22 protein-coding genes are annotated in these 24,968 nt (G+C 60.0%); 21 read left to right on the forward strand and 1 reads right to left on the reverse strand.

The window, feature by feature from the left end:
- Positions 1-182 precede the first annotated feature (182 nt).
- The 7 genes from B9Z31_RS14325 (at position 183) to B9Z31_RS14355 (ending at position 9,719) form a co-directional block, all read left to right on the forward strand.
- Positions 183-3,050: a 2-oxoglutarate dehydrogenase E1 component gene (locus B9Z31_RS14325; RefSeq protein WP_100120238.1), complete on the forward strand. Its 2,868-nt coding sequence runs from the start codon at positions 183-185 to the stop codon at positions 3,048-3,050.
- 44 nt (positions 3,051-3,094) lie between these two features.
- Positions 3,095-4,348 carry a 2-oxoglutarate dehydrogenase complex dihydrolipoyllysine-residue succinyltransferase gene (gene odhB, locus B9Z31_RS14330; RefSeq protein WP_100120239.1) on the forward strand — a complete coding sequence of 418 codons (1,254 nt, stop codon included), beginning with the start codon at positions 3,095-3,097 and terminating at the stop codon, positions 4,346-4,348.
- A gap of 59 nt (positions 4,349-4,407) precedes the next feature.
- Complete coding sequence (lpdA, locus tag B9Z31_RS14335; RefSeq protein WP_100120240.1) at positions 4,408-5,835, forward strand: dihydrolipoyl dehydrogenase; 1,428 nt, start codon at positions 4,408-4,410, stop codon at positions 5,833-5,835.
- 113 nt (positions 5,836-5,948) lie between these two features.
- Positions 5,949-7,046 (forward strand): cell division protein ZapE, encoded by a 1,098-nt coding sequence (gene zapE, locus B9Z31_RS14340; RefSeq protein ID WP_100120241.1) that lies wholly within the window; start codon positions 5,949-5,951, stop codon positions 7,044-7,046.
- A complete protein-coding gene (locus B9Z31_RS14345; RefSeq protein ID WP_100120242.1) occupies positions 7,043-7,390 on the forward strand; it encodes a hypothetical protein in 348 nt (115 codons plus the stop codon). Before zapE ends, B9Z31_RS14345 begins: the two co-directional genes overlap by 4 nt.
- Positions 7,391-7,398: 8 nt before the next feature.
- Positions 7,399-7,605, forward strand: coding sequence for a YdcH family protein (locus tag B9Z31_RS14350; protein WP_100120320.1), 207 nt, complete (start codon positions 7,399-7,401; stop codon positions 7,603-7,605).
- Positions 7,575-9,719 carry an ATP-dependent DNA helicase gene (locus B9Z31_RS14355; RefSeq protein ID WP_369804713.1) on the forward strand — a complete coding sequence of 715 codons (2,145 nt, stop codon included), beginning with the start codon at positions 7,575-7,577 and terminating at the stop codon, positions 9,717-9,719. The genes B9Z31_RS14350 and B9Z31_RS14355 overlap by 31 nt, the downstream gene beginning before the upstream one ends.
- On the opposite strand, the gene B9Z31_RS14360 is transcribed toward B9Z31_RS14355, so the two are convergent.
- On the reverse strand, positions 9,685-10,491 hold the full coding sequence (locus B9Z31_RS14360; protein ID WP_100120244.1) for an outer membrane protein assembly factor BamD: 807 nt from the start codon (positions 10,489-10,491) through the stop codon (positions 9,685-9,687). The two genes, B9Z31_RS14355 and B9Z31_RS14360, sit on opposite strands and share 35 nt — an antisense overlap.
- 52 nt (positions 10,492-10,543) lie before the next feature.
- On the opposite strand from B9Z31_RS14360, the gene B9Z31_RS14365 reads away from it, so the two are divergent.
- The 14 genes from B9Z31_RS14365 (at position 10,544) to hflK (ending at position 24,962) form a co-directional block, all read left to right on the forward strand.
- Positions 10,544-11,536 carry an RluA family pseudouridine synthase gene (locus B9Z31_RS14365; protein WP_100120245.1) on the forward strand — a complete coding sequence of 331 codons (993 nt, stop codon included), beginning with the start codon at positions 10,544-10,546 and terminating at the stop codon, positions 11,534-11,536.
- Between the two features lie 81 nt (positions 11,537-11,617).
- The gene (gene scpB / locus B9Z31_RS14370; protein ID WP_100120246.1) at positions 11,618-12,304 is read left to right on the forward strand and encodes an SMC-Scp complex subunit ScpB; all 687 of its coding nucleotides are present in this window, start codon (positions 11,618-11,620) and stop codon (positions 12,302-12,304) included.
- The gene (locus B9Z31_RS14375; protein WP_100120247.1) at positions 12,301-13,512 is read left to right on the forward strand and encodes a pseudouridine synthase; all 1,212 of its coding nucleotides are present in this window, start codon (positions 12,301-12,303) and stop codon (positions 13,510-13,512) included. The genes scpB and B9Z31_RS14375 overlap by 4 nt, the downstream gene beginning before the upstream one ends.
- 149 nt (positions 13,513-13,661) lie before the next feature.
- The gene (gene ndk, locus B9Z31_RS14380) at positions 13,662-14,087 is read left to right on the forward strand and encodes a nucleoside-diphosphate kinase (protein ID WP_019427923.1); all 426 of its coding nucleotides are present in this window, start codon (positions 13,662-13,664) and stop codon (positions 14,085-14,087) included.
- A 33-nt stretch (positions 14,088-14,120) separates the two neighbouring features.
- Positions 14,121-15,290: a 23S rRNA (adenine(2503)-C(2))-methyltransferase RlmN gene (gene rlmN / locus B9Z31_RS14385; RefSeq protein WP_100120248.1), complete on the forward strand. Its 1,170-nt coding sequence runs from the start codon at positions 14,121-14,123 to the stop codon at positions 15,288-15,290.
- Entirely contained in the window at positions 15,283-16,140 is an 858-nt protein-coding gene (locus B9Z31_RS14390) for a helix-turn-helix domain-containing protein (RefSeq protein WP_100120249.1), read from the forward strand. The genes rlmN and B9Z31_RS14390 overlap by 8 nt, the downstream gene beginning before the upstream one ends.
- Positions 16,137-17,426: a flavodoxin-dependent (E)-4-hydroxy-3-methylbut-2-enyl-diphosphate synthase gene (ispG, locus tag B9Z31_RS14395; protein WP_100120250.1), complete on the forward strand. Its 1,290-nt coding sequence runs from the start codon at positions 16,137-16,139 to the stop codon at positions 17,424-17,426. The genes B9Z31_RS14390 and ispG overlap by 4 nt, the downstream gene beginning before the upstream one ends.
- Positions 17,423-18,760: a histidine--tRNA ligase gene (gene hisS / locus B9Z31_RS14400; protein ID WP_100120251.1), complete on the forward strand. Its 1,338-nt coding sequence runs from the start codon at positions 17,423-17,425 to the stop codon at positions 18,758-18,760. Before ispG ends, hisS begins: the two co-directional genes overlap by 4 nt.
- A gap of 24 nt (positions 18,761-18,784) precedes the next feature.
- Complete coding sequence (locus B9Z31_RS14405) at positions 18,785-19,456, forward strand: tetratricopeptide repeat protein (RefSeq protein WP_100120252.1); 672 nt, start codon at positions 18,785-18,787, stop codon at positions 19,454-19,456.
- The gene (bamB, locus tag B9Z31_RS14410; protein ID WP_100120253.1) at positions 19,456-20,589 is read left to right on the forward strand and encodes an outer membrane protein assembly factor BamB; all 1,134 of its coding nucleotides are present in this window, start codon (positions 19,456-19,458) and stop codon (positions 20,587-20,589) included. The genes B9Z31_RS14405 and bamB overlap by 1 nt, the downstream gene beginning before the upstream one ends.
- Before the next feature lie 19 nt (positions 20,590-20,608).
- Entirely contained in the window at positions 20,609-21,949 is a 1,341-nt protein-coding gene (gene der, locus B9Z31_RS14415) for a ribosome biogenesis GTPase Der (RefSeq protein ID WP_100120254.1), read from the forward strand.
- Positions 21,950-22,020: 71 nt separating this feature from the next.
- Entirely contained in the window at positions 22,021-22,284 is a 264-nt protein-coding gene (hfq, locus tag B9Z31_RS14420) for an RNA chaperone Hfq (protein WP_100120321.1), read from the forward strand.
- 45 nt (positions 22,285-22,329) lie between these two features.
- Positions 22,330-23,523: a GTPase HflX gene (gene hflX / locus B9Z31_RS14425; protein ID WP_369804717.1), complete on the forward strand. Its 1,194-nt coding sequence runs from the start codon at positions 22,330-22,332 to the stop codon at positions 23,521-23,523.
- Positions 23,524-23,579: 56 nt separating this feature from the next.
- The gene (hflK, locus tag B9Z31_RS14430) at positions 23,580-24,962 is read left to right on the forward strand and encodes an FtsH protease activity modulator HflK (protein WP_100120255.1); all 1,383 of its coding nucleotides are present in this window, start codon (positions 23,580-23,582) and stop codon (positions 24,960-24,962) included.
- Positions 24,963-24,968: the final 6 nt, after the last annotated feature.

Consider the following 24,968-nt stretch of genomic DNA (forward strand, 5'->3'; position numbering starts at 1 on the left):
ATGTTTCACGCGTTCCCCTGCGTCACCTGTAAGTTAGACATCGGACAAGGCATGGCACAATGCGCGCTGTACTCAGGCCCTTCCCCTGCCACAGTCGCATCCGCCAACCGGTCCAGCCGTGTCGCGGAAGGTAACAATCCACCAACTAATGTTTCCCCGAGGGAAACGGAGGTCAGCGAAATATGAGCGAGACAAATTCCGTCTACTCTGCCTATTCAGGCAACACCCATCTCTTCGGGGGCAATACCCCCTACGTCGAAGAGATGTACGAAAATTATTTGGCCAATCCGGGCAGCGTCCCTGACTCGTGGCGCGACTACTTTGACGCCCTCCAGCATGTTCCCGCGGTCGATGGCTCCAACGCCAAAGATGTGCCGCACCAGCCCGTCATCAATGCTTTTGCCGAACGCGCCAAGGCCGGTGGTACCAAAGTTGTTTTGGCCAGTGCCGACCTGGAAATGGGCCGCAAGCGCACCGCCGTCCAGCAGCTGATTGCCGCATACCGCAATGTGGGCCAACGCTGGGCCGATCTGGACCCCTTGAAGCGCACCGAGCGCCCCAATATTCCTGACCTCGATCCCGCCTTCTTCGGCTTCACCGATGCCGACCAAGAAACCGTGTTCGACACCAGCAACACCTTCTTCGGCAAGAACAACATGTCTTTGCGCGAGTTGCTCAATGCGCTGCGCGAGACCTATTGCGGCACGCTGGGTGCCGAGTACATGTACACCACCGAGCAGGCTGAAAAGCGCTGGTGGCAGCAAAAACTCGAAAGCATCCGCAGCAAGCCCAATTTCACATCGGACAAGAAAAAACAGATCCTCGACCGCTTGACCGCTGCCGAGGGCCTGGAGCGTTATTTGCACACCAAATACGTGGGCCAAAAGCGTTTCTCGCTGGAAGGCGGCGAGAGCTTCATCGCGGCCATGGACGAGTTGATCCAGCAAGCCGGTGCACAAGGCGTGCAAGAAGTCGTGATTGGCATGGCCCACCGGGGCCGTTTGAACGTGTTGGTCAACACCATGGGCAAACTGCCTGCGGACCTCTTCGCTGAGTTTGACCACACCGCTCCTGAGGAGCTGCCAGCCGGTGACGTGAAATACCACCAAGGCTTCAGCTCGGACGTCACCACGCCCGGCGGCCCCGTTCACTTGTCGCTGGCTTTCAACCCCTCGCACCTGGAAATCGTCAACCCCGTGGTGGAAGGTTCGGTGCGTGCCCGCATGGACCGCCGTGGCGACCCCTTGGGCAAGCAAGTGCTGCCCGTGTTGGTGCACGGTGACTCCGCTTTCGGCGGCCAAGGCGTGAACCAAGAAACCTTGGCCTTGGCCCAAACCCGTGGTTATTCCACAGGCGGCACGGTCCACATCATCATCAACAACCAGATCGGTTTCACCACCTCTGACCCGCGCGACATGCGCTCGAGCGTGTTCTGTACCGACATCGTGAAGATGGTTGAAGCGCCGGTTCTGCACGTCAACGGCGATGATCCTGAAGCGGTGGTGTTGGCCACGCAACTGGCCTTGGAATACCGCATGACGTTCCAAAAAGACGTGGTGCTGGACGTGGTTTGCTTCCGCAAACTGGGCCACAACGAGCAGGACACCCCTGCACTGACCCAGCCGCTGATGTACAAAAAAATCGGCGCCCACCCCGGTACGCGCAAGCTGTTTGCCGACAAGCTGGCCGCTCAAGGTCTGGGTGACACACTGGGCGACGACATGGCCAAGGCCTACCGCGCGGCTTTGGACGCAGGCAAGAACACGACCGAACCGGTGTTGACCAACTTCAAAACCAAGTTCACGGTGGACTGGGCGCCTTTCATGGGCAAGAAGTGGACCGATGCCGGCGACACCTCGATCCCCTTGGCCGAATGGAAGCGTTTGGCCGAAAGGATTTCCACCATTCCTGAATCGGTCACGCCCCACCAGTTGGTGAAAAAGGTGTACGACGACCGCGCGGCCATGGGCCGAGGCGACCTGCCTGTCGATTGGGGCATGGGCGAACACATGGCGTTTGCCTCTTTGGTGGCCAGTGGCTACCCCGTCCGCTTGTCCGGCGAAGACTGCGGCCGTGGCACCTTCACCCACCGTCACGCCGTCATTCACGACCAAAAGCGTGAAAAGTGGGACACCGGCACTTATGTGGCCTTGCAAAATGTCTCAGACAAGCAGGCACCCTTTGTGGTCATCGACTCGATCCTGTCGGAAGAGGCCGTGCTCGGCTTTGAGTACGGCTACGCCTCCAACGATCCCAACACCTTGGTGATCTGGGAAGCCCAGTTCGGCGACTTCGCCAACGGCGCTCAAGTGGTGATTGACCAGTTCATTGCCTCTGGTGAAGTCAAGTGGGGCCGTGTGAACGGTCTGACCTTGATGCTGCCGCACGGCTACGAAGGCCAAGGCCCAGAGCACAGCTCCGCCCGCGTGGAACGCTTCATGCAGCTGGCGGCCGACACCAACATGCAGATCGTGCAGCCCACCACGGCCAGCCAGATCTTCCATGTGCTGCGTCGCCAGATGGTGCGTGACCTGCGCAAGCCCTTGGTCATCTTCACGCCCAAGTCGCTCTTGCGCAACAAGGACGCCACCAGCCCGGTGTCCGAGTTCACCAAAGGCAGTTTCCAGACCGTGATCCCCGAGAACAAAGCGCTCAAGGCCGACAAGGTCAAACGCGTCATTGCTTGCTCGGGCAAGGTCTATTACGACTTGGTCAAACAACGCGAAGCCAAAGGCGCTGACGACACCGCCATCATCCGCGTGGAGCAGCTCTATCCCTTCCCGCACAAGGCGTTCGCTGCCGAGTTGAAAAAGTACCCCAATGCCACCGACATCGTGTGGTGCCAGGACGAGCCACAGAACCAGGGTGCCTGGTTCTTCATCCAGCACAACATCCACGAGAACATGCTGGAAGGTCAAAAGCTCGGTTATGCCGGTCGCGCTGCGTCCGCGTCACCTGCGGTGGGTTACTCCCACCTGCACCAAGACCAGCAAAAAGCACTGATCGAGGCGGCTTTCGCGAAGCTCAAGGGCTTCGTGCTGACCAAGTGATCCAACCGAACAAACTGGCGTTTAACCTTTAAAGAGAATTCAACATGGCGATCGTAGAAGTCAAAGTCCCCCAACTGTCCGAGTCTGTGGCGGAAGCCACCATGCTGCAGTGGAAAAAGAAAGTCGGCGAATCGGTGGCAGCCGATGAGATCCTGATCGAAATCGAGACCGACAAAGTCGTGCTCGAAGTGCCAGCACCTGCCGCAGGCGTGATCTCTGAAATCCTCGTGGCCGATGGCGGCACCGTGGCTGCAGAGCAATTGATCGCGCGCATCGACACCGATGGCAAAGTCGGCGCCGCCGCCGCGCCAGTGGCTGCTGCCGCTGCACCGGTTGCAGCGGCCCCTGTGGCCGCCGCTGCCGCCGTCACCGGCGGCAACATGGCGGGTGTGGCCATGCCAGCCGCTGCCAAGCTGATGGCCGACAACAACCTGGCCGCTGGCTCGGTTGCTGGTTCCGGCAAAGATGGCCGCGTGACCAAGGGCGATGTGCTCTCGGCGGTGGCCGGTGGCGTCAAGTCCACCGCTGCGGTGATCCCCACAGGCGTGCCCACCAAAGCGCTGGCCCAAGTGGCTGCCCCCGCTGTCAACTTGGGCGACCGCCCAGAGCAGCGCGTGCCCATGACCCGTCTGCGTGCCCGTGTGGCCGAGCGTTTGCTGCAGTCGCAGTCGACCAATGCCATTTTGACGACCTTCAATGAAATCAACATGGCCCCGGTCATGGACATGCGCAAGCGCATGCAAGACCGTTTCGAGAAGGAACATGGCTGCAAGCTGGGTTTCATGAGTTTCTTCGTCAAGGCCGCGGTGCACGCCCTGAAGAAATTCCCGGTGCTCAACGCCTCGGTGGACGGCAACGACATCGTCTACCACGGCTACTTTGACATCGGTATCGCGGTGGGTTCGCCACGCGGTTTGGTGGTGCCTATCTTGCGCAACGCCGACCAGATGAGCTTTGCCGAGATTGAAAAGAAGATTGCTGAATTTGGTCAAAAAGCCAAAGACGGCAAGTTGGGCATCGAAGAGATGACCGGCGGTACCTTCTCGATCTCGAACGGCGGTACGTTTGGCTCGATGATGTCCACCCCCATCATCAACCCACCGCAGTCGGCCATTTTGGGCGTGCACGCGACCAAAGACCGCGCCATGGTGGAAAACGGCCAAGTCGTGGTTCGCCCCATGAACTACTTCGCCATGTCCTACGACCACCGCATCATCGACGGCCGCGAAGCCGTCTTGGGCCTGGTCGCCATGAAAGAGGCGCTGGAAGACCCAGCCCGCTTGCTGTTCGACATCTGATCACCCTTGTTTTGAATGCCCCCTCCCCAGGGGGCGTTTTTTATCCAGAGACCCATACCATGAGCAAACAATTCGACGTCGTTGTCATCGGCGGTGGCCCCGGTGGCTACATCGCTGCCATCCGCGCAGCCCAACTCGGTTTCCAAGTCGCCTGCATCGACGAGTGGAAAAACGCGGCCGGTGGCCCAGCGCCCGGCGGCACCTGCACCAACGTGGGGTGCATTCCCTCCAAGGCTTTGCTGCAGTCGAGCGAGCACTTTGACCACGCCAACCACCACTTTGCCGAGCACGGCATCAGCGCCACAGGCGTGAAGATGGATGTGGCCAAGATGATCGCCCGCAAAGACACCGTGGTGAAGCAAAACAACGACGGCATCTTGTACCTGCTCAAAAAGAACAAGGTCACTTTCTTCCACGGTCGCGGCAGCTTCGTCGGCAAGGCGGAAGGTGGCTACACCATCCAGGTGGCAGGCAAGACCGAAGAGGCCATCACGGCCAAGCAAGTCATCATCGCCACAGGCTCGAACGCCCGTGCCTTGCCCGGCACACCATTTGACGAAGTCAATGTGCTGTCCAACGACGGCGCGTTGCGCGTGGGCGCTGTGCCCAAGAAGCTGGCCTTGATCGGCTCTGGCGTGATCGGTTTGGAGATGGGCTCGGTCTGGCGTCGCCTGGGCGCTGACGTGACCATCCTCGAGGGTCTTCCCACATTCCTCGGCGCTGTGGACGAGCAAATCGCCAAAGAAGCCAAAAAAGCTTTCGACAAGCAAGGTTTGAAGATTGAACTGGGCGTGAAAGTCGGTGAAATTGTCAACGGCAAAAAGGGCGTCACCGTCCATTACACCAATGCCAAGGGCGAAGCCGTGAAGTTGGAGGCCGACAAGCTGATCGTTTCGATTGGTCGCGTGCCCAACACCATCGGCTTGAACACCGAAGCGGTGGGCCTGCAGCTCGACGAGCGCGGCGCGGTGGTGGTGGACGCCGATTGCAAAACCAACTTGCCCGGCGTCTGGGCGGTGGGTGACGTGGTGCGCGGCCCCATGCTGGCGCACAAAGCCGAAGAGGAAGGCGTGGCGGTGGCCGAGCGCATCGCGGGCCAACACGGGCACGTCAACTTCAACACCATCCCTTGGGTCATTTACACCAGCCCCGAAATCGCATGGGTGGGCCGCACCGAGCAGCAGCTCAAAGCCGAGGGCGTGGCGTACAAGGCCGGATCGTTCCCTTTCTTGGCCAATGGCCGAGCCCGCGCCTTGGGCGACACCACCGGCATGGTGAAAATGCTGGCGGACGCCACGACGGACGAAATCTTGGGTGTGCACATCGTGGGGCCTCAAGCCTCCGAGCTGATCGCCGAAGCCGTGGTGGCCATGGAATTCCGCGCCAGTGCTGAAGACATTGCACGCATTTGCCATGCGCACCCGTCCTTGAGCGAGTCCACCAAAGAGGCCGCTTTGGCCGTGGACAAGCGCAGCTTGAACTTCTAAGTCCATGACCTGCCCGGAACTGTGGTTTCGGGTGAGTTGGGGTAAAGTTCCGCATCCCTGCAAACCCGGGCCTGGTCCCGGGTTTTGTTATTGAACTCAAGAGCAAGCCACCCATGTCCGTTCGTGAAGTTTACGAAGAAGAGTTGCAAAAACGCGGCTACCAAAGTGACCCGGCTCAGCTTCGGGCGATCGAAGCCCTAGAGCGTTGTGCCAGGGAGTGGACCGCCTACCAGGCCAAGCGTTCAGGCCTGCTGGGCAAATTCTTCAGCCGTCCTGAAATCCCCAAGGGGGTCTACATGTTTGGCGGGGTGGGGCGCGGCAAGAGTTTCTTGATGGACTGTTTTTTTGCAGCCGTTCCCGTCGAGCGCAAGACCCGTTTGCACTTTCATGAGTTCATGCGCGAGGTGCACCGCGAGCTGGCGGTCATTCAGGGCACGGTCAATCCACTCGATGAGCTGGGCAAGCGCATGGCCAAACGCTACCAGTTGATTTGTTTTGACGAGTTCCATGTGGCCGACATCACCGACGCGATGATCTTGCACCGCCTCTTGGTGGCCTTGTTTGACAACGGTGTGGGTTTCGTCACCACCTCCAACTTTGAGCCCGATGGCCTGTACCCCGATGGCTTGCACCGCGACCGCATCTTGCCAGCCATCGCTTTGTTGAACCAGCGCATGCAGGTGCTCAATGTGGACAACGGCACCGATTACCGACGCCGTACGCTGGAGATGGTCAAGCTCTACCACTCGCCTTTGGGCGAGCAGGCCGACACCGAAATGAACGACGCCTTCAACCGATTGGCCACAGGGCCGGATGAAGACCCGGTGCTGCACATTGAAGCGCGCGACATCCACGCCAAGCGCCGTGCCGGAGATGTGGTGTGGTTTGACTTCCGTGCCATTTGCGGTGGGCCCCGATCGCAAAACGACTACCTGGAAATCGCCACCCAATACCACACGGTCTTGCTCAGCAACGTGCCCCAAATGCCCGTGAGCATGGCCTCCGAGGCACGTCGTTTCACTTGGTTGATCGATGTGCTGTATGACCGGCGCGTCAAACTGATCATGTCGGCGGCGGTCGCACCCGAAGCCCTGTACACCGCGGGCCCCATCTCGCACGAATTTCCGCGAACCGTCTCGCGCCTTCACGAGATGCAGTCCAGCGAATTTTTGGCCTTGGCGCACCGCACGGTGGACACCCACATCACATGAAACACCTTGCGCGCGCCACCTTGGCCTTGTTCATCTCGCTCGCCAGCCCACTCCTCGTGGCGCAGAGTCTGGTGGGCGTGCCGGAGTTCATCCGTGTCCAGCGCGAAGCGATCGATCAAGACCGTCAAGCCATCATGAGCACTTATGAACAAGCGGCCAAGGCCTGTTGGCAAAAGTTTGCCGTCAACGCTTGCTTGAGCGACGCCCGCCAAGTGCGCCGCGCCGCGCTGGAGCCTTTGCGGCAAAAAGACTTGGTGTTGAACACCCAAGAGCGGCTTTGGCGTACCGAGCAGCGCGACTTGCGTCTGCAAGGCAAGCAGCCAGAAAATCGCGGTCAACCATGAGCGACAAGCTGTCGCAAGATCTGCGCTCACCGCAGCGCCAATTGATCGAGTGCCAAATGGCACACGCCGACTTGGACGCATTGATTGACCAAGCCGCCATGGCCCCTTTGCCACTCGACGAGTTGATGCTGCGGCGCTTGAAAAAAAGGCGCCTGGCATTGCGGGACCAAATGGCCCAGTTGCAATGGATGATCGATCCCAAGGAGCCCGCTTGAGCTTGTTGCTGCAAAGGGTGGCCGACACCTTGTCGCACCATGGTGCACTGGCCCAAGCGGTACCGGGCTTTCAGCCTCGAGAGGGGCAAACCGACATGGCGATGGCCGTGACCCAGACCTTGGAGCAAGGCGGGCAGTTGGTCGTGGAAGCGGGCACGGGCGTGGGCAAGACCTATGCTTATTTGGTGCCGGTTTTGCTCAGTGGCCAGCGTGCCTTGGTGTCCACAGCCACCAAGGCCTTGCAGGACCAGTTGTTTTCACGGGATATTCCACGCCTGGTCGAGGTACTGGGCCTGCCCATTCGGGTGGCCTTGCTCAAGGGCCGCTCCAATTACCTGTGTCTGCACCGCATGCAGCAAGCCCGCCACAGTGCCGAGTCGGCGCAACCGGGTGCGCAGCGGGCCCTGGCCAAAATTGAAAGCTGGTCCCAGTCCACCCGGACGGGGGACATGGCCGAGTTGACGGGTTTGGACGAGCGCTCATCGTTGTGGCCCTTGGTCACCTCGACGCGCGACAACTGCTTGGGCTCGAGCTGCCCCAGCTACCGTGCTTGCCATGTGAACCTGGCCCGAAAAGAGGCCATGGCGTCCGACGTGGTGGTCATCAACCACCACCTGTTTTTTGCCGACATGGCGGTGCGCGAATCCGGGGTGGCGGAGTTGCTCCCCACCGTGCGGGTGACGGTGTTTGACGAGGCGCATCAGCTCAACGAGATCGGCGTGAACTTCTTGGGCAAGCAATTGTCGACGGTGCAATTGCTGGAACTGTCCCGCGATGTGTTGGCCACTGGCTTGCAATTGGGCCGTGGCTTGGTGGATTGGCATGCATTGTCGGACGCACTGGAAAAAGCGTCCCGTGATTTGCGTTTGGCAGCAGGCCTGCACCGGGGATCGGTGCGTTTGCGCTGGACGCAGGACATGCCGGAAGGCGTTGAGCCAGAAGATTGGTCAAGCGCACTGGCGCAAGTGCTGCGGTCCTTAGGGCAGTTGCAAACGGGTTTGGACATGGTCACCGAGTTGGCCCCCGACTTCCAACGTTTGCATGAACGGGCCACCGAACTGGCCCAAAAAGCGCACCTGTTTTCCCAAGCCCCAGACCCTGAGGGGGTCCGTTGGGCCGAAGTCAGCGCGCAGCTGCGTTTGATGGAGTCGCCCTTGGACATTGCCCAGGCCTTTTCGGCGCTCACGCGCCCAGTGCAGCCCAGGCCTGGCGACCAAGCCGAATCGCCTGCCAGCGATCCCGACTCCCTCGAAGCCTTGATGGCCGGGGACCCCCGCCACGGCCCAGAGGACACGGCAGGGGCTGCTGCAGGGGTGGGCCAACGCGCCTGGATTTTCACATCGGCCACGCTCGGCGATGAGCCCAGTTTGCGCTGGTTCACCGAGCCTTGCGGCCTGTCCTCTGCACAGGTGATGCAAGTCAGCAGCCCCTTTGATTACGCGCAGCAAGCCGCCCTGTATGTGCCCGAGCATTTGCCCAAACCGGGTGACCCCGGCCATGCAGGGCATGTGGCGCAGCTGGTCGTGGAGGCGGTGCAGCTCTTGGGCGGCAGAACCTTGGTGCTGACCACCACCTTGAATGCCATGCGCAGCATTGGGGAATACCTGCAGACACGGCTGGACCCGGCTGCGAATGTGGAGGTCTTGGTGCAAGGTCAGAGCCCCAAGCGCCGCTTGATGGAGCGCTTCAGAGAGGGGGCAGGGGAGGGCCGCGCGGGCTGCGTGCTGGTTGCCTCGGCGTCATTTTGGGAAGGCTTTGATGTACCCGGTGAGGCCTTGCAACTGGTGGTCATCGACAAGCTGCCGTTTCCACCACCCGGCGATCCTTTGTTTGAGGCCAGAAGCCAACGCATCACCCGAGAGGGTCGCAGCGCCTTTGCCGACCATGCACTGCCAGAAGCGGCGGTGTCTCTCAAGCAGGGTGCAGGGCGTTTGATTCGCAGTGAAACCGACCGGGGTGTGCTGGTGGTGTGCGACACACGCTTGGCGACGATGTCCTATGGCCGCAGGTTGGTTCGAGGTTTGCCTGAAATGCGCCGATTGAGCGGGCATTCAGAATTTTTGGACACCTTGCGTCAGCTCACCACAGACGCCACCAAGGCGCCGCCTTTTTGAAGCCGCCAAGTTTCTGAGGGTCTGACTTGGGGAAATTCTTGGCCAAAACGCGTTGGGCATCGTCGCGCAAAGTGTTCATGCCCAAAGCGTCGTAAGAGCTCACCAAAATGGCCAAAGCCTCTTCGACAGCGGGCACACCTGGGTATTCTGAAATGGCTTGTTGGGCACGGTTGACCGCTGCGACATGCGCCCCGCGACTGGCGTAGTAGCGTGCCACGTGCACCTCGTACGAGGCCAGCGAGTTGACGATGTACATCATGCGCTGGCGTGCTTCTGGGCTGTATTTGGAGTCGGGAAAGCGTGCCGTCAACTCTTTGAAGGACTCGTAAGAGGCTTTCGCCGCCATTTGGTCACGTTCGGACAAATCCTGCTGGGTCAAAAAGGAGAACAGTCCCAGGTTGTCGTTGAAATTGACCAAGCCCTTGAGGTAGAGGGCGTAGTCCAAAGCGGGGCTGGAGGGGTGCAAACGGATGAAGCGGTCCAAGGTGGCAATGGCCTGGATCTTGTCGCCGGTTTTGTACTGGGCAAATGCCTTGTCGATCTGGGCCTGCTGCGCCAAAACGGTACCCGCTGCGCGACCTTCGAGCTTTTCATAGAAGCCAATGGCTTTGTCCCATGCGCCAGAGTTGGCTTCGTCTCGCGCCTCGGCGTAGATTTTTTCGGGTGTCCAGCCTGCGGTGACGTCTTTGGCGGTGTTGGCGCAGCCCGACAAAAGCAGTCCGATTGCCAAAACCAGGCCAGCGGGAACCGTCGATAATCTGAAGCTTCGCATCTGTGACACCCTTGAACTGTTAAACGCTTTGATTATATCGACCGACCCTGAAATGAATGACCTTGCTGCCCTGATGGACGAGGGTGAGCGTGCGCTCGAGGTGTCGGACGAGGAAGTGCGCACTCGCCAAGTGCCCATGGATCTGCATGGCCAGCGGCTGGACAAAGCGATGGCGCAAATGGTGCCCGAGTTCTCGCGCAGTTATTTGCAGCAGCTGATCGAGCAGGGGGATGCCCTGATCGACGGGCGTGTGGTGACCAAGGTGTCCACCAAAGTCCGCTTGGGGCATCAGGTGCAGGTCACATTGCGGGCCACGCCCCAGTCCCAGGCTTTTGTCCCGGAAGACTTGCCCATCGATGTGGTGTACGAAGATGCGCACCTGCGGGTGATCAACAAGCCTGCGGGTTTGGTGGTGCATCCTGCCCCTGGCAACTGGCGCGGTACCTTGCTCAACGGTTTGTTGGCCCTGGACCCTTTGGCCAAGGATGTGCCACGGGCAGGCATTGTTCACCGGCTGGACAAGGACACCAGCGGCCTGATGGTGGTGGCCCGTACCCGTCAAGCCATGGATGCGCTGGTTCAATTGATTGCGGCCCGCGAGGTCAAGCGCCAATACCTGGCCATTGCCCACAAACCTTGGACGGCGCCTTCGCCCACCACGGTGGAGGCGGCCATTGGCCGTGACCCGGCCAACCGTTTGCGCATGGCCGTGGTCGATTTGACTTACCAGTCGGGCAAAGCGGCGGCGACGACCATCGAGGTGCTGGGCCAAAACGCAATGGGCTGCTGGGTCCAGTGCACCTTGCACACGGGGCGCACGCACCAGATTCGGGTGCACATGGCGCACCTGGGCCATCCCTTGTTGGCCGATGCCGTGTACGGCGGTGCCAAGGCGGCCGGAATGGCGCGCCAGGCCTTGCACGCTTGGCACTTGGCCTTTGTCCACCCGATCACCGGGCAAGCCATCGACCTTCGTTCCGAATTGCCCCTGGACATGGTTCAGGCCCTTGCCGATTGGGGCCTCAGCTACAATCCACCACGCTAGAGCGCACCGAGCTTCTGGCCATTCGACGCCGTGAGGCATCATTCCGACGCCGTGAGGCGTCTTCTTCCGAAAGACTGACACATGAACACGGCGCAAGCCCAACGTGTCCTGGAAACGGCCTTGCTCACAGCGGGCCAGCCTTTGTCAATGCGCGACATGCGCGTGCTGTTTGACGATGCGCTCGGGGCCGACACTTTGCGGCAAATGCTGCAAGACCTGCAACTCGAGTGGGCCCAAAAAGGCCTGGAGTTGATCCGTGTGGCCAGTGGCTGGCGGTTCCAAAGCCGCCCTGAACTGCGCACTTACCTCGACCGACTGCACCCCGAAAAGCCCCCCAAATACACCCGCGCGGTGTTGGAAACCCTGGCCATCATTGCCTACCGCCAGCCGGTGACACGGGGTGACATGGAAGACATTCGCGGTGTGACCATCAACTCTCAAATCCTCAAGCAATTGGAGGACCGGGGTTGGGTCGAGGTCATCGGCCACCGTGAAACGGTGGGCCGTCCGGGCTTGTATGCCACGACGCGTCAATTCCTGGACGATTTGGGATTGGCCGCCCTGGACCAGTTGCCCATGTTGTCCCAAGTCGATGGCCAAAGCACGGCTTTGTCGGGCTTGGTGGACGCCATGCCCGTTCAGCCCTCCTTGTCGCTCGAAGACGCCATCAACGCTTTGCCTTTTGAAATGCCCATCGTGGCGGACTCTGAAGACCCTCTTAACCCTCTCGACAGCCCGCTGCAAGGCGAAGAGTCCGCCTCATCATGAACAAGCCTTCTCAAGACGACAGCCGCTCGTCCAAACCCCCAACGAGCCCGCGTCCTGCGCCTCAAGCCCGTTCCTCCCTGCCGGTTGAGCCCGGCGAATCCATTTACAAAGCGATTGCTTTGGCCGATGTCGTGTCTGGCCAGTTTGACAACGAAGAGGCGAGCGAAGATCTGAGCGCCGATTTGGGCAAACGTGTTCTCGCGCCCCAAACCGACTCGCCCAAGCTGCACAAAGTGCTGGCCCAAGCGGGCATGGGTTCGCGCCTCGAGATGGAAAAGCTGATCGCTGAGGGCCGCATCATGGTCAACAACGAGGCGGCGCACGTGGGACAGCGCGTCCAATATGGCGACCAAATCAAGGTCAACGGCAAACCGATCCACATCCGCATCGATCCTCCGCCAGCACGGGTGATCGCTTACCACAAGCCTGCGGGTGAGATCGTCAGCCACGACGACCCGCAAAACCGCCCCTCTGTTTTTCGCAAATTGCCGCGCCTGCAAAACGGCAAATGGCAGTCGGTGGGCCGTTTGGACTTGAACACAGAAGGTTTGCTGTTGTTCACCAGCTCGGGCGAGTTGGCCAACCAGTTGATGCACCCGCGTTTTGGTCTGGAGCGCGAGTACGCGGTGCGCGTGCTGGGGGCTTTGAGCAAGGACGAAAAGCAAAAGCTGCTCGATGGCGTCAACCTGGACGACGGACCTGCCCAATTCGGCTCCATCGAAGACGGCGGCGGTGAGGGCTCGAACTGCTGGTACCGCGTGACCATTTCCGAAGGCCGAAACCGAGAAGTCCGTCGCATGATGGAATCGGTGGGCCACGCGGTCAGCCGCCTCATCCGCATTCGCTATGGCGCCATGGTCTTGCCGCATGGCTTGCGCCGAGGGGCTTGGCTGGAGCTCGATGAGTCAGACATCCGCGCCTTGATGCGCGCCGCAGGCACTTTGGACCGCACCAGAGCCCCTGTGCCCCGTCCCGTTTCCAGAACCGACCGCAACGACCGCCGCCCCCGCACGGGGGGGCAGGGCAGGGCGGGCACCGCATTGCCGCGAGCCAAACCTGCGGCCAAGCCCAACCAAGCCCCGGGTGGGTCGGGCCTGCATGCCAAGTCGGACGCGCCCAAGAGCGAGGCCAAATACATTGGCGCCGAAAGCTTTAACCGCCTCAAAAAGGCTCCGGGCGGCACGGGCCGAGGCGGGCGCAGCCGTTGACGGCGGCTTGGCCAGCGAGGCAGCGTTCTGGCCCTTTCCCCTGTGGGTTCATCGCTCTCAGGGGGGTAAACCCGCTTCGCAGCGGTTAGAATAGTGAACTTTGCCGCAGGGCAAAATTGGATTAAAAATACTTTGTAATAGGAAAAACCATGGCCATCGAACGCACTCTCTCCATCATCAAGCCAGACGCTGTCGCCAAAAACGTCATCGGTCAAATTTACGCTCGTTTTGAAGCAGCAGGCCTGAAGGTTGTGGCCGCCAAAATGGTTCACCTCTCGCGCGGCGAAGCCGAGCAGTTTTATGGTGTGCACAAGGCACGTCCTTTCTTCAAGGACCTGGTTGACTTCATGATTTCCGGCCCTGTGATGATTCAAGCCCTTGAAGGCGAGAACGCCATCGCCAAAAACCGCGACCTGATGGGTGCCACCGATCCCAAGAAAGCCGACGCTGGCACGATCCGCGCCGACTTCGCTGACAGCATCGACGCCAACGCCGTGCACGGCTCTGACGCCCCTGAAACCGCTGCTGTGGAAATCGCTTTCTTCTTTGCTGGCTTGAACGTTTACGCACGCTGATTGCGTTGCGGCCCTAGCCCGTCCCAGCCCCCCATGACGGCCAACCTTCTCGAATTTGATCTGGATGGTTTGGCCGTTTTTTGCGAGGGCCTGGGCGAAAAGCGCTTCAGGGCCACCCAGTTGTTCCGCTGGATTCACCAGCGGGGCGCTGCGGATTTCGATCAAATGAGCGACTTGGCCAAGTCTCTGCGCCAAAAGCTCCAGGTTCATGCGCTCATTTCGGCGCTGCCTGTCATCAGTCAACACATCTCGACCGACGGCACCATCAAATGGCTGTTCGATGTCGGCGATGGCAATGCCATCGAATCGGTCTTCATCCCGGAAGACGACCGTGGCACTTTGTGCATCTCCTCTCAAGCCGGTTGCGCCGTGGGCTGTCGTTTTTGCTCCACCGGACACCAAGGGTTCAGCCGCAACCTCACCACCGGTGAGATCCTCGCGCAGCTGTGGTTTGCCGAGCATTTTTTGCGCAAACACCTGAACACGCCAGACCGCGTCATCTCCAACGTCGTGATGATGGGCATGGGTGAGCCGCTGCAAAACTATTCGGTGCTGGTGCCCGCTTTGCGCGCCATGCTCGATGACCATGGTTATGGCCTCTCGCGCCGACGTGTGACGGTTTCCACCTCGGGCGTGGTGCCCATGATGGCGCGTCTCTCGGGCGATTGTCCGGTGGCTTTGGCGGTCTCCTTGCACGCCCCCAACGATGCGCTGCGCGACAACCTGGTGCCGCTCAACCGCAAATACCCGCTCGACGAACTCATGCAGGCATGCATTGGCTATTTGGCCCACGCGCCACGGGACTTCATCACCTTTGAATACTGCATGCTCGACGGCGTGAACGACCAGCCTGAGCATGCCAGCCAATTGATTGACCTGGTCCAAAAGCATGCCCGCCAGGGTTTGCGTTGCAAGTTCAACCTCATCCCTTTCAACCCATTTCCCGCATCGGGTTTGCTCCGATCGCCCCAGGCCCGGGTGCAGGCGTTTGCCAAACAACTGCAAGACGCGGGTTTGGTGACCACGGTGCGCAAAACCCGGGGTGATGACATCGACGCGGCCTGTGGCCAATTGGCCGGTGACGTGAAAGACCGCACGCAGGTGCAAAGCCGCATGGCCCAGCAACGCACCATTCGCTGGGTGCCTGTCGGTCACGCGCCGGCGTCTTCCTCTTTTATGGTCCAGGAGTCTGGTGATGACTGAGCACACACAAGCTGACAAAGCGCCAGCTGCCACAACGGCGGGCGGACTGTTGAAGGCGGCACGGCAAGCTGCGGGCGTCCATTTGGCGGTTTTGTCGGTGAATCTGAAGGTGCCTGTGCGTCAGTTGGAGTCTTTAGAGGCCGATCAATACATGGCCGATCAAAGCCCTGTTTTCGCCCGCGGCTTGGCGGCCAGTGTGTGCCGTCACTTGCGAGTGGACTCGGCCCCCATTTTGGCCTTGATGCCCATGTCCTCGAATTATCTGGAGTCCACTGGCGCTGTGCGTCAGGCTTTGATGGCGCCCGCAGATTTGGGCAGCATGCGCCGATCACGCCTGGGCGCATCCCGTCAAACTTGGTGGATGGCCACGGGCATGTTGGTCTTGATTGCAGCTTTGATCTGGTTGCCCCATCCTGCGCACTGGGCCTGGTTGGACGCCTTGCGTCCTGCGGTCTCTGCACCCGAGCCCGCTGCAGCAGCCCCCGCAGTGGCCGCCGGCATGGTGCTGGAGCCTGTCAGCCCAGCTTCTGCGGCGGTGGGTGCCCCTGCGCAGGAGCCGCCCCCTGTTGCGGCCCTGACGCCGGCCAACTTGCCGCCTGCCGTCGCCTTGCCATCCGAGTTGGTGTTTTCTGCCCAAAACACGAGTTGGGTCGAAGTTCGGGATGCGCAGAAACAGCTGATCTGGAACGGCGTATTGAACGCAGGTGATCTCAAGCGTTTGCCTGTGGCCTTCCCGGTTTCTGTGGTGGTCGGGCGATCAGATGCTGTCCAATTGAGCGTCCAGGGTCAGCCCTTTGACCTGAAGCCGCACACACAAGTCAACACGGCCCGATTTGAGGTGAAACCATGAGCGCAAACACCCCCCCGATTTTGCCCAGTGCCATTGCCATCGCTGTGCCCACCTTGCGCCAAAGTCGCCAGTCCAAAGTGGTCTGGGGTTCGCGTGTGGTCACCGTCGGCGGCGGCGCCCCGGTGCGTGTTCAGTCCATGACCAACACGGACACGGTGGACGTGATCGGCACCGCCATTCAGGTCAAAGAACTGGCCATTGCCGGCTCTGAGATGGTGCGCATCACGGTCAACACGCCCGAAGCTGCCCAAGCTGTGCCGCATATCCGTGACCAGCTCGACAAAATGGGCATCGACGTGCCCCTGATCGGCGACTTCCATTACAACGGCCACCGCTTGCTGACCGACTACCCGGCGTGCGCCGAAGCGCTGTCCAAGTACCGCATCAATCCCGGCAATGTGGGCAAGGGCGACAAACGCGATGTGCAGTTCGGTCAGATGATCGAAGCGGCCATGCGCTGGAACAAAGCCATCCGCATTGGTGTGAACTGGGGCAGCTTGGACCAGGAGTTGTTGGCCGATCTGATGGACGCCAACAGCCAACGCGCCCAGCCCTGGGAAGCGCGTCAGGTCATGTACGAGGCCTTGATCTCGTCGGCCATCTCGTCGGCCCAGCGTGCCGAAGCCATGGGCCTGAATGGTGACCAAATCGCTTTGTCGTGCAAAGTCTCGGGCGTGCAGGATTTGATTTCGGTTTACCGCGAATTGGGTCGCCGCACCGACTACGCCTTGCACTTGGGCCTGACCGAAGCGGGCATGGGCACCAAAGGCACCGTGGCTTCTGCAGCCGCCTTGTCTGTGTTGTTGCAAGAAGGCATTGGCGACACCATCCGCGTCTCGCTCACGCCCCAGCCGGGTGAAGCCCGCACCCAAGAGGTGGTGATCGCGTCCGAGATTTTGCAGTCACTGGGTTTGCGCATTTTTGTGCCCAGCGTGACCGCTTGCCCAGGCTGCGGCCGCACCACCAGCAGCACCTTTCAGGAGCTGGCCAAACAGATCGACGACTTTTTGCGCGCCCAAATGCCGGTGTGGCGCGTTCGCTACCCTGGTGTGGAAAACCTCAAGGTGGCAGTGATGGGCTGCATCGTGAACGGTCCCGGCGAGAGCAAACATGCCGACATCGGCATCAGCTTGCCCGGAACGGGCGAAGCCCCTGCGGCCCCTGTCTTCATCGATGGTGAAAAACGCCTGACTTTGCGCGGCGAAGGCATTGCGCAAGAATTCCAGGTGCTGGTTGAAAACTACATTGAGAACCGCTTCGGTTCCGGATCTGCTGAGAAAAAATGAGCGAGTCGCTGAAAGAAAACACCGCCAAACCTGAAAAAACGGCCAAAGCCCAGAAGCTGGTGGGCGTCAAGGGCATGAACGACATCTTGCCGCCTGATTCGGCGCGTTGGGAATGGCTGGAGGGCCAGGTGCGCGCTTTGATGGCCCGCTACGCCTACCGCAATGTTCGCCTGCCCATCGTCGAGCCCACCGCTTTGTTTGTGCGCGGCTTGGGCGAGGTGACCGACATCGTCGAAAAAGAGATGTACTCTTTTGAAGACCGCTTGAACGGTGAGCAGCTGACCCTGCGCCCCGAAGGCACGGCCGGTCTGGTGCGTTCCGTGGTGGAGCACAACCTGCTGTACGAAGGCGGCAAGCGCCTGTATTACATGGGCCCCATGTTCCGCCATGAGCGCCCGCAGCGCGGCCGCTACCGCCAGTTTCACCAGATCGGCGCCGAGGTGCTGGGCTTTGGTGGCCCCGAGGTCGACGCCGAATTGATTTTGCTGGCCAGCGACTTGTGGAAGGTCTTGGGCCTGAAAGACGTTCGTCTGGAACTCAACAGCCTGGGACAACCGGCCGAGCGCCAAGCCCACCGAAGCGCGCTGATTGCCCACCTGGAGCAACACAGCGATGTGCTCGACGAAGAGGCCAAGCGCCGCTTGCACAGCAACCCGCTGCGCATTCTGGACACCAAAAACCCGGCCATGCAAAGTGTGGTCGACTCCGCGCCCCGGTTGCTCGACTTTTTGGGGGAGGCCTCTTTGGCCCACTTCAACGCGGTCAAGGCGATTTTGGAAGCCAACGGCGTGGCCTACAGCATCAACCCGCGCTTGGTGCGCGGCATGGATTACTACAACCTCACGGTGTTCGAATTCATCACCACCAGCCTGGGCTCGCAAGGCACCATCTGCGGCGGTGGCCGGTATGACTACCTGATTGAGCAGGTCGGCGGCAAGCCCGCGCCTGCCGTCGGTTGGGCATTGGGCGTCGAGCGCGTGCTCGAGCTCATCAAAGAGCAGGGCGAATCCTTGCCCGATTTGGCGCCCGATGTGTACGCCATCATTCCCGAGACCACGGCCTTGCCCTTGGCCATGCAGGTGCTGCAAACTTTGCGCGCCTGTGGCGTCTCGGCGCAAATGCACGCCGGCTCTGGCGATGGCATGGGCAGCATGAAGTCCCAATTCAAAAAGGCCGATGGCTCGGGTGCACGTTTTGCCCTCGTGTTCGGGGCCGAAGAACTGGCCTTGGGACAGGTGGCCGTCAAATCCCTGCGCGACGGGGCGGGCGCGCAACGCACCGAGTCTTTGAGCACGGTGTCCGAATGGGCCCACAGCCTACAATCTCCGCTTTGAAGCGCAATCAGCATTAAATACACCATGGCCAAAGCACTCGACCTTGACGAACAAGAACAACTCGACCAGATCAAGCACTTCTGGAACACCTGGGGCAACCTGATTTCCTGGCTGCTGATCGTGGTTTTGGGCAGTTATGCCGCGTGGAATGGTTACCAGTATTGGGAACGCAGCCAAGCCGCAAAAGCGGCTGCGCTGTATGACGAGGTTGAACGGGCTGTGGGTTCCGGCGACCTGGCGCGGGTGGAGCGCAGCCTGGCTGACATGAAAGAAAAATTTGGGCGCACCCAATTCGCCCAGCAGTCGGCCTTGTTGGCGGCCAAAACCTTGCAAGCCCAGGGCAAATCTGAAGCCGCGCGTGAGGCCCTCATTTGGGTGGTGAGCGGCGCCAAAGACCCCGCTTACCGTGACATCGCCCGTTTGCGCTTGGTGGCCTTGCAGCTCGAGGCCAAGGCCTATGACGAAGCTTTGAAGCAATTGGGCTCGGACTTCACGCCTGAAATGGCGGGATTGGCCGCTGACCTGCGCGGGGATGTGCTGCAAGCCAAAGGGCAAAGCGCCGATGCTGTGACGGCTTATCAGCAGGCCTGGAACAAACTGGTGGACACGCCCGATTACCGACGTTTGGTGCAAGCCAAACTCAATGCCTTGGGCATCGATCCTGATGCCGCCGCTGTTTCGGAGACACCAAAGTGATGACTGTACTTTCACGCGCTTGGATGCGCTGGACTTGCTTGGCCGCCTTGTCTTTGGCCCTGGGTGCTTGCTCGAGCTCACCTGACAAACCCAAGCCCGCCGCTTTGCCCTCAGTGAACGGCCAAGTGGCCGTGCAAAAAGCTTGGACGGCGAACATCGGTCAGGTCAGCACGCCTTTGTTTGCTTCGGTGCACGCTGGGCGGCTGGCTGTGGCGTCCACCCCGGGCCAAGTGGCCTTGATCGATGGTGCAACTGGCCAAGATGTTTGGCGTTTGCAGCTGGACACGCCCATTCAAGCCGGTGTGGGTGGGGATGGTCAGCGTTTCGCGGTCATCACGCGCACCAATGAGGTGGTGGCGATCGAAGCGGGCCAAGTCATCTGGCGTTACCGCTTGCCCGCCATGTCTTACACCGCACCTTTGGTCGCGGGAGGTCGTGTGTTTGTGTTGACGGCGGACCGCTCTGTGACCGCACTGGACGGCACAACGGGTCAAAAACTCTGGACCCAGCAACGCTCGGGCGATCCCTTGGTGTTGCAGCAAGCGGGTTTGTTGATCCCTCTGGGTGACACCCTGCTGGCAGGCTGGGGTGGCCGTTTGGCTTCTTTGAACCCCAATACGGGCCAGGTGCGCTGGGAAACCCTGGTCGGCGCCTCGCGCGGCACCAACGAGGTGGAGCGTTTGGTGGACCTCGTCTCAGGGGTGAGCCGGCAAGGCAATGTGGTGTGCGTGCGGGCATTTCAGGCGTCTGTGAGCTGTGTGGATGCGACCCGTGGCAATGCTTTGTGGACACGTCCCGCCCAAGGCCACGAAGGCTTGGATGGCGATGAGGCCATGGTGTTTGGCGTCGAGTCCGACAGCAAAGTGCTGGCCTGGCAGCGGCAAGGCGGCCAGCCTGCCTGGACCCAGGAGGCCTTGCGCTTTCGGGGTTTGAGTGCCCCCACGCTGTGGGCTCGCGCCCTGGTGTTGGGCGATGACGGCGGCTTGCTTCACTTTTTGTCGCGACAGGATGGTCAAGTCATGCAACGCGTGAGCACAGACGGCAGCCCCATCACGGGAAAGCCCGTTGTTGTTGGCCAAAATTTGGTGGTGGTGACACGCACCGGGGGCATTTTTGCATTTCGCCCTGAATGATGGATCGGAAAATCTTTAAGTGAAACCTGTACTGGCCCTCGTTGGCCGCCCCAATGTGGGCAAATCCACGCTGTTCAACCGCCTCACCAAGAGCCGGGATGCCATCGTGGCCGATTTTGCGGGATTGACCCGCGACCGCCATTACGGCAATGCCAAACAAGGCCGGCAAGAATTCATCGTCATTGACACCGGCGGATTTGAACCCGATGCCAGCACCGGCATCTACAAAGAGATGGCCAAGCAAACGCAGCAAGCGGTGGCCGAAGCCGACATGGTGGTGTTTGTGGTCGACGCGCGGGGCGGCTTGTCGGCACAAGACCACGACATTGCCAAATACCTTCGCAAAATTGGCAAACCCACTTTGTTGGTGGCCAACAAGGCCGAAGGGATGCTGGAAGGCATTCAACTGACCGAGTTCTACGAACTGGGTTTGGGCGAGGTGATCGCCATCTCAGCAGCACACGGCCAAGGCACACGCGGCTTGGTGGAGCTGGCGTTTGAATCGCTCAACCTCTCCGATGAGCCCGAAGAAACCGATGACGACCCTTCTGTCATCAAGCTGGCGGTGGCCGGTCGCCCCAACGTGGGCAAGTCCACCTTGATCAACACCTGGCTGGGGGAAGAGCGTTTGGTCGCCTTTGACATGCCGGGCACGACGCGTGACGCGATTTCGGTCCCGTTTGAAAAGCAAGGTCAGAAATTCGAATTGATTGACACCGCAGGTTTGCGGCGCAAAGGCAAAGTGTTCGAAGCCATCGAAAAGTTCTCGGTGGTCAAAACTTTGCAGGCCATCGAATCTGCCAACGTGGTGCTGTTGCTCTTGGACGCCGAGCAAGGTGTGACCGACCAAGACGCACACATTGCAGGTTATGCCCTCGAAAGCGGCCGCGCCATGGTCTTGGCCGTGAACAAATGGGATGCGGTGGACGAGTACCAACGCCAGTTGGTGCAACGCTCGATTGAAACGCGTTTGCCGTTTTTGAGTTTTGCCAACATGCATTTCATCTCGGCCAAGAAGCGACAAGGCTTGGGCCCTGTTTGGGCATCGATTGTTCAGGCCCACAAGGCGGCCATGTGCAAGATGAGCACCCCGATTTTGACGCGCTTGTTGCTCGAGGCGGTTCAGTTTCAGAGTCCACAGCGCGGCGGCATGTTCCGCCCCAAGTTGCGTTATGCCCACCAAGGCGGCATGAACCCGCCAGTGATCGTGGTGCATGGCAACTCGCTGGAACACGTCACCGATACCTACAAGCGTTTTTTGGAAGGGCGTTTTCGCAAAGCCTTCAATCTGGCGGGCACGCCACTGCGGATTGAAATGAAAACCTCCACCAACCCCTTTGCCGACAAAGATGCCAGCTGATCTTTGAGGCCATGTCGCTGGGCCAGCCGTCGCCGACGGGGCCTGTGGTAAGGTCAAACCCTCTGAAACTTCTGAACACGGAGCATATCGTGAGCAACAAAGGTCAACTTTTGCAAGACCCCTTCCTGAACGCACTGCGCAAAGAGCATGTGCCGGTGTCGATTTACCTCGTGAACGGCATCAAGTTGCAAGGTCAAATCGAGTCTTTTGATCAGTATGTCGTCTTATTGCGCAACACGGTCACGCAAATGGTTTACAAACACGCCATTTCAACCATCGTGCCCGGCCGTTCTGTGACGTTCAGCACACCCGAAACGGGTGAAATCACCGCTTGATGGGGTTTATTTCAGGACTTGGCGCTCTGGCCAAGTCTGCAGGTGCTGAATTTGTCTGAAACTTCATCCAACGCCCCCGCGCCGACCTTGCTGGTCGGCGTTGACTTTGGGCGAGCGCATTTTGATGCGGATTTGCAAGAGCTGGGTTTGCTGGCCGAGTCGGGTGGCTTGAAACCCGTTGCCCGTCTGACCTGCAAACGCAAAGCGCCCGATCCGGCCCTGTTTGTGGGCAGTGGCAAAGCCGATGAAATCAAAGCCTTGGCTTTGATGCATGGTGCCATTGAAGTCTTGTTTGACCAAGCCTTGAGTCCTGCCCAGCAGCGCAACTTGGAGCGGCACATCGGCTTGCCCGTCAACGACCGAACCTTGTTGATCTTGGAAATCTTTGGTCAACGCGCCCGCAGTCACGAGGGCAAATTGCAGGTGGAGTTGGCGCGTCTTCAGTACCTCAGCACCCGCTTGGTGCGCCGCTGGTCACACTTGGAACGGCAAAGTGGTGGTATCGGTCTGCGCGGCGGCCCGGGAGAAACCCAGATCGAACTGGATCGCCGCATGATCAACGACTCGATCAAACGCATCAAAGAGCGCTTGGTCAAGGTCAAGCGTCAGCGCAACACACAGCGCCGCCAGCGTGATCGGCGAGATACCTTCAACATCTCTCTGGTGGGTTACACCAACGCTGGCAAATCGACCCTTTTCAATGCCCTGGTCAAGGCGCGTGCCTACGCAGCCGACCAACTGTTTGCCACGCTCGATACCACGACACGGCAGTTGTACCTGGGCGAGGCCGGTCGTTCGGTGTCTTTGTCGGACACGGTGGGTTTCATCCGAGATTTGCCGCACGGCTTGGTGGAGGCGTTTCAGGCCACCTTGCAAGAGGCGACCGATGCCAACTTGTTGTTGCATGTGGTGGACGCGGCCAACCTTGACTGGCCCGAGCAAATGGCCGAGGTGCAAAAGGTGTTGACCGAAATTGGCGCCGAAACCGTTCCGCAGCTTTTGGTCTTCAACAAGCTCGATGCGCTGGACGCAGAGCGCTACCCCTTGCAGCTGCAAGACCTCTATGAGATGGATGGCCAAGCTGTGCCCCGTGTATTTTTGAGCGCGCAATCCGGCAAAGGTTTGGATCTCTTGAGATCCGTGCTGTCCGAGATCGTTCAAACGGCTCTACCCACCCCCGTTTCTGAAGACGCAGATCCCCGTGACTTCTCCCGGGAATATCCGGGTGATCTGCACTGAAGTCCAACCGAATTCGGCACAATGCGGGTTCGTCATTTCGACAAAGACACTTCACCATGAATTTTCACCTGCCAGCCCTGCGTTGGTCTTTGCTCCCCGCCAAGATCCGAGGCATGTTCAATCTGAACGACCCCCGCTGGGGACGGGATGACGACAAATCCAACGCCGACTCGGGCAACAAGCCTGCTGGCGATGTGCCGCCTCCACCCGGCCCCAAACCGGATGCATGGCAGCAGCCGCCCGGCCGTGGCTCGCAGCCACAAAGTGGCCCCCCTGATTTGGATGAACTGTGGCGCGATTTCAACCGCAAGCTGGGCCAATTGTTTGGCGGCTCTGGCGGACCGCAAAAACCGCAAGGCCCTGGGGGTTCCGGTGGCTCCGGTGGCCCAGGCATCCCTGTTTTCTTCAAGAATCTGGGTTTGGGTGTGATCTTGGCGGCTGCGCTCTTGGTTTGGTTGGGCACAGGTTTTTTCATCGTGCAAGAAGGTCAACAAGCCGTCATCACCCAGTTCGGCAAATACCACTCCACCGTGGGTGCCGGTTTCAATTGGCGCATGCCTTATCCCATTCAGCGCCAAGAGCTGGTGTTTGTGACCCAAATTCGCTCGGTGGACATTGGCCGCGACACCATCATCAAGGCGACGGGCCTGCGAGAGTCGGCCATGTTGACCGAAGATGAAAACATCGTAGAGATCAAATTTGCGGTGCAGTACCGTTTGAACGACGCGCGCGCCTACCTGTTCGAAAGCCGCAACCCCACCGAGGCGGTGGTTCAATCTGCAGAGACCGCTGTGCGTGAGGTGGTCGGCAAGATGAAGATGGACTCTGCCTTGGCCGAAGAGCGTGACCAGATCGCCCCGCGTGTGCGTGAAAAAATGCAAACCATTTTGGACCGCTACAAAGTGGGCATTGAGGTGGTGGGCATCAACTTGCAGCAAGGCGGCGTGCGCCCCCCTGAGCAAGTGCAAGCCGCTTTTGACGATGTGTTGAAGGCCGGTCAGGAACGGGAGCGTGCCAAGAACGAAGCGCAAGCCTATGCCAACGATGTGGTGCCTCGCGCGGTCGGTGCTGCGTCTCGCCTGAAGGAAGAAGCCGATGCGTACCGCGAACGCATCGTGGCGCAGGCTGAAGGCGATGCCCAGCGCTTCAAAACCATCTTGCCCGAATACCAGAAGTCGCCTCAAGTCATGCGGGACCGCATGTACACCGACACCATGCAGCAAATCTACAGCAACGTGACCAAAGTGCTGGTGGACAGCAAGCAGGGCTCCAACCTCTTGTATTTGCCGCTCGACAAAATCATGCAACAAGTGACTGCAACAGCGCCCCCCGCTGCGGATGTGCCCACTGCGCCGACCACGGGTGTCGGTGTCAACAACGGTGCTGTGGACACACGTTCACGCGACCTGCAGCGTTCGCGTGACCGCGATCCCCGATAAGGACAT

This window comes from Limnohabitans sp. G3-2, from assembly GCF_002778275.1.
In the GTDB taxonomy this organism is placed as follows: domain Bacteria; phylum Pseudomonadota; class Gammaproteobacteria; order Burkholderiales; family Burkholderiaceae_C; genus Limnohabitans_A.

Excerpts from the sequence above, each read along its gene's own strand:
- B9Z31_RS14345 (WP_100120242.1), top strand. The coding sequence starts at position 7,043 with ATGAAACACCTTGCGCGCGCCACCTTGGCCTTGTTCATCTCGCTCGCC.
- B9Z31_RS14405 (WP_100120252.1), top strand. The coding sequence starts at position 18,785 with ATGGCCAAAGCACTCGACCTTGACGAACAAGAACAACTCGACCAGATC.
- lpdA (WP_100120240.1), top strand. The coding sequence starts at position 4,408 with ATGAGCAAACAATTCGACGTCGTTGTCATCGGCGGTGGCCCCGGTGGC.
- B9Z31_RS14325 (WP_100120238.1), top strand. The coding sequence starts at position 183 with ATGAGCGAGACAAATTCCGTCTACTCTGCCTATTCAGGCAACACCCAT.
- hflK (WP_100120255.1), top strand. The coding sequence starts at position 23,580 with ATGAATTTTCACCTGCCAGCCCTGCGTTGGTCTTTGCTCCCCGCCAAG.
- ispG (WP_100120250.1), top strand. The coding sequence starts at position 16,137 with ATGAGCGCAAACACCCCCCCGATTTTGCCCAGTGCCATTGCCATCGCT.
- zapE (WP_100120241.1), top strand. The coding sequence starts at position 5,949 with ATGTCCGTTCGTGAAGTTTACGAAGAAGAGTTGCAAAAACGCGGCTAC.
- hisS (WP_100120251.1), top strand. The coding sequence starts at position 17,423 with ATGAGCGAGTCGCTGAAAGAAAACACCGCCAAACCTGAAAAAACGGCC.
- bamB (WP_100120253.1), top strand. The coding sequence starts at position 19,456 with ATGACTGTACTTTCACGCGCTTGGATGCGCTGGACTTGCTTGGCCGCC.
- ndk (WP_019427923.1), top strand. The coding sequence starts at position 13,662 with ATGGCCATCGAACGCACTCTCTCCATCATCAAGCCAGACGCTGTCGCC.
- scpB (WP_100120246.1), top strand. The coding sequence starts at position 11,618 with ATGAACACGGCGCAAGCCCAACGTGTCCTGGAAACGGCCTTGCTCACA.
- B9Z31_RS14365 (WP_100120245.1), top strand. The coding sequence starts at position 10,544 with ATGAATGACCTTGCTGCCCTGATGGACGAGGGTGAGCGTGCGCTCGAG.
- odhB (WP_100120239.1), top strand. The coding sequence starts at position 3,095 with ATGGCGATCGTAGAAGTCAAAGTCCCCCAACTGTCCGAGTCTGTGGCG.
- B9Z31_RS14390 (WP_100120249.1), top strand. The coding sequence starts at position 15,283 with ATGACTGAGCACACACAAGCTGACAAAGCGCCAGCTGCCACAACGGCG.
- B9Z31_RS14375 (WP_100120247.1), top strand. The coding sequence starts at position 12,301 with ATGAACAAGCCTTCTCAAGACGACAGCCGCTCGTCCAAACCCCCAACG.
- B9Z31_RS14360 (WP_100120244.1), bottom strand. The coding sequence starts at position 10,491 with ATGCGAAGCTTCAGATTATCGACGGTTCCCGCTGGCCTGGTTTTGGCA.
- rlmN (WP_100120248.1), top strand. The coding sequence starts at position 14,121 with ATGACGGCCAACCTTCTCGAATTTGATCTGGATGGTTTGGCCGTTTTT.
- B9Z31_RS14355 (WP_369804713.1), top strand. The coding sequence starts at position 7,575 with ATGGATGATCGATCCCAAGGAGCCCGCTTGAGCTTGTTGCTGCAAAGG.